Below are 12,632 nucleotides of genomic sequence, written 5' to 3'. Positions count from 1 at the left end.
ACAGGAATCTTTTTAGCCAATAAAAAAACACGTTAAACGTGTTTTTTTATTGGCTATTTAAATCTTATTTTTACTGGTCCGACACCGCCATCGATATCAATCCGATGAGGGGCTGAGCTAGAGCCAGTGCCAGTTTCAGAAATACTCTGACCATTGATGGTAATTGGTCCAAGACCCTGGTCAGCGGTAATGAAATAATCATCAAGATTGCCATTGATGTCTAAATCGGTTTGGCCAACACCACAGTCAATTTCCAGTTCTCCCGTGACGATACCCGCGATACTAATCAGTCCGACACCGCCGTTAATTTTAAAATCATTGAGTTTTACATCCGTGAAATGAACAGCGCCGGCGCCGCCGCTGAGTTTGCCGGAACGCGCCTCAAGCTGATCGGCGACGATTTCACCGGCGCCCTGTTTGATGGTCAATTCATCGGTGCTAAGCTGAGACAATTGACCGCGCCCGGCACCAATTTCAAGTTCCAGTTTTTTAAGTTGGGTGTCCTTAGGAATCGTAACGACAAGCTCAGGCATACGATTCTGGCCAATCAGGTTGGAAAAGATAGTGGCACTTTTCTGATCCTTAATGACAAGCTTGCCATTTTCAAGGGTAGCTCGCAGTCCTGAAGGGATATTGCTTCCTTCAACGATGAAGCGGTCTCCAGTTTGAAGGGTGATGCTACCGGCATTGAAATCAATATAAACTGATTCCAGATCACCGGCGAAATCCTGCGAAAAGCTATCACCAGATTGTTCAATTACTTGAGTTCTTTTTTCAATCAGGCCAAATCCTCTCATGATGGCGACCCCGCCATTGACAATGCTGGCGATGATGCCCAGTGCCAATACCAGACCAAAAGCAATGGCCAAGTATTTGATCCAACTGTGATTGGTATTCATTTGACTTCTGTCCCCCCAAAGATATTTGTGCTATTGAGGTAGATCGTCGGTGGGTTTTCACCCAGCGGTCGGTTAGCCTTATTTGACGCTCCGCCAAATATTGGGGTTGTCGACATTTCGACCCGGACATTGCTGGGTACTAGCATATCAATCCCGCCAAAAACGGCGGTGGCTGAGATATAAATATCCTCGTTGATAATGGCCTGACGTAAATCAAGTGAGACGCTACCAAAAATCGCAGACACCGTAGCCCCATAGAATGCTTCGCTGGGAAAGTTGATTTCCTGGCCGCCAAACACTGCCGAATAGTCCGGCAGATTATCTTTGGTCATACCCTCAATCTGTTTAGCATTTTTACTGAGTCGATCCTTAAAAATAATACTTAGACCAATAGCAACGATAATGATCGGAAAGATCAGATCCCCTAATAATTCGCCGTTAAAAAAGCCTTGAGCCGAAACGAATAATAAGACACCAATACCCAAACCAATGGTATTCCAAAGCTGGACACCATTTTGAACCATACTGATGGCGCAGGGAATGATAATAAACAGAGTCCACCAGCCGTTAAAAAACAATTCAAAATTCCATAGTCCAAATACATTTCCGGCAAAACCAAGGCCAATCACCACTAATAAAAGCCCCCATAACAAGTTGCCTACTCGATTTCTCATTTTTACTCTCCTTCGTACAGTTTCTTATATTATACCACGCATCAAGAAAAATGAAAATTTTTCCGGCTGCAATTTTTGCGAGATTAAATCGAAGTGAAAGATTTTTAAGCAAATTTTGAATGAGCGGATGCGTTTTAATAATTGACTTAATCAAACAGGGTGGTTAAAATAGTAGCAAAGAGTTAAGTTGAAACATGATTACATTAAAGGTTTTATCAGAAAGATATCAAGAGTATGAGTAATAAGGGCAGGCTTAATGATAAGTGGAGGAACTAAATGGCATTAGAAAGTGTATTGTATAAATGTGATAAGGGCGTGGATCTCAAACAATTGCGGCTAAAGCCCTGGGCAGTGGCTTCTGAGGTGATGGGAAGGTTTAAAAAAGCGAACCAGATTCATCGATGGTTTTTAGAGAATATCCAAAATGGAGTTGATGATGGGCGCTTTTATGTGGTTGAGGAATACCAGTTCAAAAAGCTTTATAAATTGTGTACTACTGTCGACAGCAATCCCGCTCAGGCTGAGGAACTGTTGCCCACCTTGAAGGGTTTTGACATCGGCAGCGCCAAATATGATGCGGTCTATTATGAAAACCTCAGCAAGGTGCTGATTATTCTAGGACATATTAACAACAGCTTTGACTTTGAAAAAAATGAATTGGTCTATAGCAGTTCTCATTAGAAGAGGGTGTGAGTAAAGAAATTGAATAAATTGAAGCTGGCTGGTGCGTTTCAGCCAGTTTTTTTTTACAAGAATGCCTGATATGAGAATTAGCGTAGTTGGATGAAAGTGTGTGAAAATAATAAAATACATTGAAATTACTAAAAAAATCCGTTATAATGTTGAGTATTATAGCGGAAAGGATTAATTACATCGGGTGAAAAGGATTAGCCTGATACGACGGCGTAGCGGGTGTAACCTTGTGACATACAAGTAGGGGAGTATAATTGTAATTATTTACGAAGAGGTAAATGGAGGAAAGAATGAAGCATGGGAAGAGTTTGTTATCAGGAATTCTGATAACGGTGGTGTTACCAGTAGCATTGATTTTTAGTGTGATAGCTGGGATTGTAATGATGGTGGTCAATCAGAATATTGACCAGTTTTCGCAAATCCAGAACAGTTTGGTATTGATCAATATAATCGGCTTGTTTTTTATTGCAGGCGTGATTGTTTTGGCAATGAAAAAAGTTTCTAGTCGAATAAACAGCTTGGCTGTGGTTGCTAAGCGTCTGGTAGATGGCGATCTTGAAATCGATTTCGAATCAGAAAATTTCCAGGATCAGTTGGGTGAAATTTCCGCAGCCCTTTTTGGTATTGCCGAGAATATGCGACTTCAGACAAAAGCAGCAGTTCAGTTGGCTCAGGGTGACCTTTCGACGGAAATAGCGCCAAGCTCGAATAAGGATGCGTTGGGAAATAGCTTACTAGAAATTCAGTCGTCGATGAAGATGGTTACGGATTATCTGATGCAGCTCCCGGAACTTATCGGAAAAGATGTAGCGCTCGACAAAATCCTTGAAGCCAAAATGACGGGTGACTATCAAAAGGGTATCGAACAGGTCAACCAGGCGATTCAGACGGTGATAGACAAGCGTGACTTTTTTCAGGCGATTCTTGATGCAATGCCCTACCGGATTACGGTGGTTGACACCAATTTGAAGTGGACATTTATTAATAAAACCCTTCAAGACCTGAGAGAGGCTGTCGGCAGAGAAGGCAGTCGGGAATCAATTTATGGTGATGATTGCTGCAAGTCAAATCTGGACATGTGTAAGAATGAAGATTGCGGTGTTAAGGCGTATAAAAAATCGGGCCGCATTGAATTCCCCTTTGAGTATCGCGGCGGTCATTATCGCATGGATACGACACCGATTATTGATAAACAAGGCCAGACCATCGGCTATGTCGAAACCTCATTTAATACCACTGCTACGATGAGTGTTAGTAAGTATTCAGAAATTGAGATCAACCGACTGGCTGAAAATTTAAGACGCCTATCTGCCGGTAATCTCGATTTTGATATCGATATCCAAGCACCGGGCGAGCATACCGGTGAGGTTTATCAACAGTTTAAAGCGATTGAATTAAATCTCCGCGAAGTCAAAGATGCCATTGATAACCTGATTAGTGATGCCATCATCCTGACCACAGCGGCCATGCAGGGAGACCTCGAAGTTCGTGCTGACGAAAGCAAATTCAGCGGCTCCTGGCAGGAGCTGATCAGTGGCATGAATGGCATTCTTGGGGTTATGGCTAAACCGATGGAAGAGGTTGCCAAGGTGATGGATGCGATCGCCAATGGTAACTTAAATGCAACGGTTGATGGCTATTATCAGGGCAGCTTTGATGTCTTAAAACAGGCTGTCAATGAAATGGGTAACCACTTTAAAACAATTGTCACAGAAATTTCAATGGTTACTGGAGAAATCAGTAACGGCAATCTTAATTTAGACAAAGTCAGCTCCTTTGGTGGCGATTTCAACGTGATTTCGGATGCGCTCAATACCATCATTGCAACCTTGAACGCCTTGCTGGGCGATATTAATCAAGCAGCTGAACAGGTCAATGCCGGGGCTAACCAGGTATCCGACAGCAGCCAGGCGCTGGCTCAGGGATCCACTGAACAGGCCAGCTCGATTCAGGAACTGACCGCCTCGATTACCGAAATAGCCGATCAGACCAAAAACAATGCTGTCAATGCCAACAAGGCTAGACAACTGGCTACTGATGTGATGGGCAATGCCGACAAAGGCAACCATCAGATGACCGAAATGCAGCAGTCGATGGTTGAAATTAATAAATCATCGGAAGACATTTCCAAGATCATCAAGGTGATTGACGATATTGCTTTCCAAACCAATATTCTGGCTCTTAACGCCGCGGTCGAAGCCGCCCGAGCTGGACAACACGGCAAAGGTTTTGCCGTCGTAGCCGAAGAGGTCCGTACCCTGGCCGCCCGTAGTGCCGACGCTGCCAAAGAAACGACTGGCTTAATTGAAGGTTCAATCAGCAAGGTTGCCGAAGGTACAAAAATTGCTGATGAAACAGCCAGTGCCCTGGATGAAATCGTCGGGGGGATTGCCAAGGTCAATGATTTGATCGGCAACATCGCTACCGCCTCAAATGAACAGGCCACTGGGATTGCCCAGATTAATATGGGGGTCGAACAGGTTGCCCAGGTTGTCCAGCAAAACTCGGCAACTGCCGAACAGAGTGCCGCTGCTAGTGAAGAACTTTCGGGTCAATCGATTTTGTTAAAACAGATGATCGATCAGTTTCAGCTGCGTTAAGTCAAGTCAAATCAATAAATAATTAAATGACCACCTTGTGATGAGGTGGTCATTTTTGTACAAAAAATTAGGCTAGGGTATGGACGGTGTTTGGGACTAATTTTGATCCAGCTGTATTTTTATCGTCATAATCTGCGTAAATTCTAGTAATTTGGATATCTATAAAGTAAAGGATTCAAAGATAAAAAAGAATGACAAAGATTAATGGCTGTCATAGGCAAGGCTGTTGAGCTTAAAAAATTTGCGATTGTTTTAATTGGAAAAAAAGAACAGGAGAAAGAAAATGAAAATTAAATTTTTAGGAGCGGCACTATCCGTTACCGGTTCCTGCCATCTGGTGACTACCGACCACTGTAAATTCCTCCTGGACTGCGGTTTGTTTCAGGGCAGTCAAGCCCTGCAAGAGTTAAATGTTCAGGCGTTTGACTTCAACCCGAAAGAAATCGATTTTATTATTCTAAGTCATGCCCATATCGATCATTGTGGTCGGATCCCCTTATTGGTTAAACAGGGATTTAGTGGACAGATTTACAGCACCGGAGCAACGGCTGAGATTGCTAATATTTTGCTTCAGGATAGCGGCACGATTCACGTGACGGATGCTAAATGGATCAACAAGCGGGCAGATCGTTCCGGACAGCCGCAGATTTTACCTCTCTATAGCCAGGAAGATGCTGTCCGCTGCGCTCAGTATTTTTTCCCAGTGGCTTACGGACAGTACTTTCAGGTTAATCCTCAGATCAGGATCCGACTCAATGAAGCAGGCCATATTGTCGGGGCAGCAATTATTGAGATGTGGATTGAGGAAGGCGGAAAAACCACTAAACTTGTTTACTCAGGTGATATTGGGGCGAGTGATCAACGGATGTTAAATGATCCGACTCAGATCGACGAGGCAGATTATCTGATTATGGAAACGACCTATGGGGATCGCGCCCATGAAAACCGGTGGGAAAGTGGCAAGCGTTTCATGGAGATCATTTTTAAAACCGTTGCGCGCGGGGGAACCGTGGTGGTACCGGCTTTTGCCCTGGGTCGAACCCAGGATCTGATTCATGAGCTGGAAGTGTTTTATGATAACCATGAGCTGTATCAGAATCAGCTTGATAAGGTCAAGGTTTATGTTGATAGTCCGCTGGCTACTGATGCCACCGAAATTTTCCGCAAAAATGCTCATTACTTCAATGACTATATCAAGGAACGGATCAAAAAAGGGGATGAACTTTTTTATTTCAGAAATCTAAGTTTTACTAAAAGCATTGATGAGTCTAAGGCTTTAAATGATGATAACTCACCCAAGATCATTATTTCTTCCAGCGGCATGGCTGATGCTGGCCGGGTTCAACATCACATGAAACACTACCTCTGGAAACCGCAATCCAGTATTGTCTTTGCTGGCTATCAGGCCGAGGGTACCACTGGCCGGGCGATTACCAGTGGGGCAAAATATGTCCGGATTCTAGGGGAACGGATTTGTGTTAATGCGGAAGTCTATTTTTTAGAGGGGTTCTCGGCGCATGCTGACAAAAATGATTTGCTGAAGTGGTTGTCCGGCTTTAAAAAGAAGCCTAAAAAAATCTTTCTGGTTCACGGTGAAGAAGAAGCTAAGAAAAGTTTTGCCGATACTGCAAAAAACATATTGGGATTTGATTGCACAGTAGTAGAGGATGTTTCCGAATACAATCTCGATGATGAAACTGTAATTGTGGATGGCCTAAAAAATCGGATTGATAGCAAAAATCAGATCAATAAATTAAAAGACAATCTGGGCGATATCCATGATGCGTTAGGCAAGCTACTGGCTATTCCTGGGATCGGGATAAAGGGATCCTTTCTGGATGAGAAACGAGAAGATCTCGCGGTATTGACCAGAGATTTGGAAAAAACCTGTGAAAAACTCAGGATCGCTATCAAGAAATAAAACAATAATCTTAAAAGTATAAAACACCTGTCGGCTTGACGTCGGCAGGTGTTTTCGATAGAATGGGATAAATATTAGTCAAAAGGAGGCGAAGAGCATGCCGGTCAATTCATTTGAAGATTACCCGATGTCCTGGAGACCGACGCTAAATGATAAGGTTAAACCGCTTTATCTGTCGCTGGCTCACCAGTTGGAGCAGGACATTAAAGCGGGACATCTGCTGCCCGGAACTAAACTGCCGCCTCAGCGGGAACTGGCAGATTTTCTCGATATTAACGTCAGCACCGTGTCCAAAGCCTGTAAAGTTTGTGAGTTAAAAGGCCTTCTCAGTGCCACGGTCGGTAGTGGCACCTTTGTATCCTTTGATGCGCTGGCAAATGCTTACCTATTGCCGGATGATAAACCACGAAACTTGATTGAATTGGGAGCAGTTTTTCCGGATACCGCCACTTTTGAACCGTTAATCGGTTGTTTAAAAGAAATGCTAAACGAAGCGGATGCCGATAAACTGTTTAATTACAGCCGACCCAACGCCGATATCTGGTTAAAGGATACTGCGGTTAAGCTAATGGAAAAAGGTGGCTTCAGTCCGGGATCGGCGAGTATTCTGTTTTCTAACGGCGGCCAAAATGCGATCACGGCCATTCTTGCCGGGCTGTGCCGTCACGGCGATAAAATTGGAGCCGATCCCCACACCTATTCCGGGCTTAAAACGACCGCTTCGATGTTAGGAATCCAGCTAACCCCGATCCGTCATCGTGACGGAGAAATGGATGATGAAGCACTGCTTGATGCTTGTCGTAATGAAAATATCAAGGGTATTTATCTAATCACAACCCCACCACCCATACCATCTCTACTGAGCGGCGCAGGGCTTTGGCCGAAATTGCCAGCGACCAGGATATCTTTATCATCGAAGACGGTGCCTACCATTTGCTTAGTCAAAATGCCCAGCCAGCGGTGGCCTCTTTTGCTCCAGACCATACCATCTATATTGCCAGTATGTCAAAAACTTTGGCTCCTGGCTTACGCATGGCCTATCTGTCAGTGCCTCAGGCTTATCGAAAGCCGGTTTCGAAAGCCCTGTATAATCTAAACATATCGGTGTCGCCGTTAATGGCAGTGCTGGCGGCCCGGGTCATCGTTTCTGGACAGTTGGATCAATTTATAAAAAGTCACCAGCACAATGCCAGACAGCGCAATAAACTAGTCAATCGCTACTTACGGGACTACACATGTCATGGCGATGAAACGGGAATATTTCGTTGGCTGGAGTTGCCGGGAACCATTAGCGGATCAGCCTTTGAAACGCTGGCAATGGAAAAGGGGGTTCGGGTTTACGGGGCTGAGCGATTTACGGTCGGAAATAACTTACCCAGCCGGGCTGTTCGGATGTCTGTCTGTGCTCCGGAAACCTTGACCGAACTTGAACAAGCACTGTTAATTTTAAAAAACCTCCTCGATCAGTTGTAAGTTTTAAATTTGTACGCCATACATTTAATTTATTGTGTGGCGTATTTTTGCGTGTTAAAATAAGGCTCAAATCAAACTGCGGGTGAAGGGAGTAAGTTATCATGAAAAGTTTTATTTTTGCCTTTAAACAGGCGATACCAGTTTTTTTCCCCTATCTGTTTATTGGCATTGCTTTTGGAGTTTTAATGGATGAGGCCGGCTACAGTGCTGGTTGGTCATTTTTGTCCGGCGTTTTCATATATGCTGGCTCGATGCAGATTGTTTTGGTTTCGCTGCTTACCGCGGGAGCCTCGCTAGGGACGATTGCGCTGATGACCTTTTTTGTCAATGCCCGACATATTTTTTATGGTATTGCCTTCATTGATCAATTCCGCAAGATGGGTCGACGCTACCCCTATATGGTTTTAACCCTTACCGACGAGGTTTATTCGATTCTTTGCAGCATCGATTATCCGGATGATGTCGATATCCGGAAGACCGATTTTTTTATCACCCTGATGCTTCATCTGGTCTGGATTCTTAGCTGTGTCGCCGGAGCCCTGTTTGGTCAGTTGCTACCCTATGATCTGGCTGGCATCGAATTTTCAGCTACGGCTTTTTTTATTACCGTCTGTATGAATCAATGGGAGGCGATGGATTTTCATTTGCCAGCAATCACTGGACTAACTTGCGCATTGGTCTTTTATTTCATCCTGGGAGCCAGTCAGTTTATTTTGCCAGCGTTAACAGTTAGCGTCCTGGTGTTGATGATGATGAAATCCCGATCAAACAATCAAAAAAAGCCTGACATGATTGAATTGGAAACCACTTTAACAAGGCAAGTTGAGGAAATCAGCCATGAGTATTAATTGGATTGACACCGTTGAAGCGCTGACCGTTGTAGCACTGGTTACTATTTTTACACGTTCTCTGCCATTTTTGTTCTTTGGTGGTAAAAAAGAGCTGCCAGATACAGTCCGCTATCTGGGAACTGTTTTGCCGGCCGCGATTATGATTATTCTAGTCGTTTTTTGTCTGCGAAACATTTGCCTGGTCGCCTATCCCTTCGGTTTACCGGAGCTGTTAAGCGTTGCTACGGTGATCCTCGTTCATCGCATCAAAAAAAACGTCTTTCTCAGCATCATCGCTGGAACCGGACTTTACATGGTGCTAACCCGAACCCTGTTTATGATTGCAAGCTGACTACCAGAAGAATCGCTCTCATACGTCCGGTTTAGAATAGTTATTAAAAAAATTTAATCTTCGCTGTTTAAGTATTTATTATGCCCGACTAATGCGGTATAATAAAATCACCAGGCTTTACAAGCTGAGGCATATGAAAAGGATGCAGAAATATACAGGGGGATCGGATGAACAAAAGGATGAGATCAAAATTATTTGCCATATTAATGATGACAGGTCTGTTATTATTGGTAGCCAGCGGCTGTATCCGCACGCATACCTACGGTGGCGGGGTGTATACCGGCGAATGGAAAGATGACAAGCCCAACGGTTATGGTAAGTTTGTTTACTCCCAGGATGTAATCTACGAGGGCGAATGGAAGGATGGCAAGCTTCATGGTCAGGGGATTGCCACTGGTTATGAGGGAACAAGATTTGAAGGTGAATGGAAATACGGCAAGCTCGATGGTTACGGGACCAAGAGCGACAATGGCAATACCTATGTCGGCGAGTTTAAAGAGGGCATGATGCATGGCAAAGGTACCCTGACGATGGCGGACGGCACTAGCTATGTGGGAACCTTTGTCAAGGATCAATACGTTGGACCATAAATAATATTGTCAGTAGTTAAAAAACAGCATCGATTTTTGATGCTGTTTTTTTATAATCATTCTTGACAGGAGCATAAAACTAGTGTAGACTTACTAAGTAGGAACACTAATATTTGCAGTGGTTGATCGAAAGTCGCCGCGCTATCAAATATGAGCGCCGACCAGGTAGATTATTATGATATAGTGCTGCAACCATTTATGGATTATTAAATGAAGGACTGATGGAGTTATGGATATCGTTGAACGACTGACACAATTTGGACTGACAAGGCACGAGGCCTCAATTTATTTAACCCTGCTTGCCGAAGGCGACTTAAATGGCTACGAGGTGGCAAAGACAACCGGTATTTCGCGGTCTAATGCTTACACATCGCTGGCATCGCTCGTCGAAAAAGGCGGGGCTTATGTCATGGAGGAAGCAACCATTCGCTACACCCCAGTGGCTATTTCCGAATTCTGTGAAAATAAGATCCGTAAACTGCAAGAATCCAAACAAGATCTGATCGCCACCATTCCCACAAAACGGGATGCAGTCGCAGGTTATATTACCATTAAAGGGGAGATTAACATCCTCAATAAACTACGCAACATGATTCTGGAAGCCCAGGAACGGATCTATATTTCAGTGCCTGATCAGATTCTAAAAACCGTGTTGCCGGATATTGAAGCAGCAATTAATCGGGACATCAAGATGGTGATCATCACCAATGGATCCTTGCCGCTGGCCGGGGCGATTGTCCATATCGCTGCTCAGCCGCTCCAGCAGATTCGGCTGATTGCCGATTCAACTAATGTTCTCACTGGCGATGTCAGTAACGGCGAACATTCCACCTGTCTCTATTCCCGCAAGCGCAATCTGGTGGATTTATTTAAAGACGCAATGAAAAATGAAATAAAGCTCATTGAAATGACGAAAGGAAATTAATATGAAAAAAACTTTTGTAAACAAAGAAAAGTTAGAAGAAATAGTCAAACAATTCCCAACCCCCTTCCATCTCTATGACGAAAAGGGAATCCGCGAAAATGTCCGAAACCTGCAGGAAGCTTTTTCCTGGAATCAGGGCTATAAAGAATACTTTGCTGTCAAGGCGACGCCCAACCCAACCATTCTGCAGATTTTAAAAGAAGAAGGCTGTGGGGTGGACTGCTCCTCTTATACTGAACTGATGATGTCCGATACGGTTGGTTTCTCCGGAGCGGATATTATGTTTACCTCCAATGTGACGCCAACAGAAGATTTTGTTTTGGCCCGCAAACTGGATGCCCTGATTACCCTGGACGATATCACCCACATCGACTTTTTGGAAGAGGTCGCGGGACTGCCGGAAACGATCAGTTGCCGCTTTAATCCCGGCGGCGACTTTGTTATCGATAACGCCATTATGGATACCCCTCAGGCAGCTAAATATGGCTTTACCCGGGAACAAATGACCCAAGGATTTAAGATCCTAAAAAGCAAAGGGGTTAAACACTTTGGGATCCACGCTTTTTTAGCCAGCAATACCATTGCCAATGAGTATTACCCGGCGCTGGCGCGGATTCTTTTCCAGACCGCTGTCGAGCTCAATCAGGAGACCGGTGCTCATATTGCCTTTATTAATTTGTCAGGCGGCGTCGGCATTCCCTACCTGCCCGATCAGCAGCCCACCGATATTTTTGAAGTCGGCCGAGGCGTTCAAAAAGCCTTCGAAGAAATTCTGGTGCCGGCCGGAATGGGTGATATTGACATCTATACCGAACTAGGCCGCTTTGTATTAGGACCGTTTGGCCATCTGGTCACCACTGCTCTTCATGAAAAGCATACCCATAAAGACTACATCGGCCTTGATGCCTGCGCCGCCAACCTGATGCGCCCCGCCATGTATGGCGCCTATCACCATATCACCGTGATGGGTAAGGAAGATGCCCCGCTCAATCACCGCTACGACGTCACTGGCGGCTTATGCGAAAACAATGATAAGTTTGCTGTCGACAGACAACTGCCTAAAATTGATATCGGTGATCTGGTTGTCCTACATGACACCGGCGCCCACGGTTTTGCGATGGGCTATAACTACAACGGCAAGCTGCGTTCCGCGGAAGTACTGCTAAAAGAAGACGGCTCTACCGAACTGATCCGTCGCGCCGAAACCCCAGACGACTACTTTGCCACCCTGGATTTTTCCAAGTGGACTAAATAATATCGCGTAGTCATTAACTGATACAATATAAAACGATAAAACGAAAGGAAAAAAAATAAAATGGCATTTATTAATGAGAATTATCTTAAATTACCCGGTTCTTACCTTTTTTCAGAGATAGCGAGACGGGTGGACGCTTATAAAACCGCTAATCCGGAGGCCAACATCATCCGCTTGGGGATTGGTGATGTGACCAAACCGCTGCCCCAAGCAGTGATCACCGGTCTGCACGCCGCTGTTGACGAAATGGCTGACGAAAAAACCTTTAAGGGCTATGGCCCGGAACAAGGCTATGATTTCCTGCTGGAAAAAATTGTGGCGTTTGATTTTAAAAGCCGGGGGGTTGAGCTGGCCACTGACGAAATATTTGTCAGTGATGGTTCCAAAAGCGATACTGCCAATTTTCAGGAAATATTCAGC

General features: G+C 44.5%; 11 protein-coding genes and 2 pseudogenes. 11 read left to right on the top strand and 2 right to left on the bottom strand.

The window, feature by feature from the left end; genetic code table 11:
• Positions 1–53 precede the first annotated feature (53 nt).
• Complete coding sequence (locus QZ998_RS08210; RefSeq protein ID WP_296559595.1) at positions 54–899, bottom strand: DUF4097 family beta strand repeat-containing protein; 846 nt, start codon at positions 897–899, stop codon at positions 54–56.
• Positions 896–1,573: a LiaF domain-containing protein gene (locus tag QZ998_RS08205; RefSeq protein ID WP_296559594.1), complete on the bottom strand. Its 678-nt coding sequence runs from the start codon at positions 1,571–1,573 to the stop codon at positions 896–898. Before QZ998_RS08205 ends, QZ998_RS08210 begins: the two co-directional genes overlap by 4 nt.
• Before the next feature lie 276 nt (positions 1,574–1,849).
• Between QZ998_RS08205 and QZ998_RS08200 the strand changes: the two genes are divergently transcribed.
• From QZ998_RS08200 to QZ998_RS08150, 11 genes and pseudogenes are all read left to right on the top strand, one after another.
• The gene (locus QZ998_RS08200) at positions 1,850–2,254 is read left to right on the top strand and encodes a hypothetical protein (RefSeq protein WP_296559592.1); all 405 of its coding nucleotides are present in this window, start codon (positions 1,850–1,852) and stop codon (positions 2,252–2,254) included.
• 302 nt (positions 2,255–2,556) lie between these two features.
• Positions 2,557–4,866 carry a methyl-accepting chemotaxis protein gene (locus QZ998_RS08195; protein WP_296559590.1) on the top strand — a complete coding sequence of 770 codons (2,310 nt, stop codon included), beginning with the start codon at positions 2,557–2,559 and terminating at the stop codon, positions 4,864–4,866.
• A gap of 283 nt (positions 4,867–5,149) precedes the next feature.
• Positions 5,150–6,787, top strand: coding sequence for an MBL fold metallo-hydrolase (locus QZ998_RS08190; protein WP_296559588.1), 1,638 nt, complete (start codon positions 5,150–5,152; stop codon positions 6,785–6,787).
• Positions 6,788–6,884: 97 nt separating this feature from the next.
• Positions 6,885–7,598, top strand: a pseudogene (locus QZ998_RS08185) (aminotransferase class I/II-fold pyridoxal phosphate-dependent enzyme); the annotation flags it as partial.
• A gap of 65 nt (positions 7,599–7,663) precedes the next feature.
• Positions 7,664–8,260: an aminotransferase class I/II-fold pyridoxal phosphate-dependent enzyme gene (locus tag QZ998_RS08180; RefSeq protein ID WP_296559586.1), complete on the top strand. Its 597-nt coding sequence runs from the start codon at positions 7,664–7,666 to the stop codon at positions 8,258–8,260.
• Between the two features lie 101 nt (positions 8,261–8,361).
• Positions 8,362–9,108, top strand: a complete 747-nt coding sequence (locus QZ998_RS08175) for an AzlC family ABC transporter permease (protein WP_296559583.1) — start codon at positions 8,362–8,364, stop codon at positions 9,106–9,108.
• Positions 9,098–9,442 carry an AzlD domain-containing protein gene (locus QZ998_RS08170; protein WP_296559581.1) on the top strand — a complete coding sequence of 115 codons (345 nt, stop codon included), beginning with the start codon at positions 9,098–9,100 and terminating at the stop codon, positions 9,440–9,442. The genes QZ998_RS08175 and QZ998_RS08170 overlap by 11 nt, the downstream gene beginning before the upstream one ends.
• Positions 9,443–9,609: 167 nt before the next feature.
• Positions 9,610–10,032, top strand: coding sequence for a hypothetical protein (locus tag QZ998_RS08165; RefSeq protein ID WP_296559578.1), 423 nt, complete (start codon positions 9,610–9,612; stop codon positions 10,030–10,032).
• A 229-nt stretch (positions 10,033–10,261) separates the two neighbouring features.
• On the top strand, positions 10,262–10,957 hold the full coding sequence (locus tag QZ998_RS08160) for a TrmB family transcriptional regulator (protein WP_296559577.1): 696 nt from the start codon (positions 10,262–10,264) through the stop codon (positions 10,955–10,957).
• Between the two features lies 1 nt (position 10,958).
• Positions 10,959–12,212, top strand: a complete 1,254-nt coding sequence (locus QZ998_RS08155; protein ID WP_296559576.1) for a diaminopimelate decarboxylase — start codon at positions 10,959–10,961, stop codon at positions 12,210–12,212.
• Between the two features lie 60 nt (positions 12,213–12,272).
• Positions 12,273–12,632: pseudogene (locus QZ998_RS08150) on the top strand (LL-diaminopimelate aminotransferase); the annotation flags it as partial.

The organism is uncultured Acetobacterium sp., assembly GCF_927416815.1.
Taxonomy (GTDB): domain Bacteria; phylum Bacillota; class Clostridia; order Eubacteriales; family Eubacteriaceae; genus Acetobacterium.
This window is presented reverse-complemented; position numbering and strand designations above follow the sequence as displayed.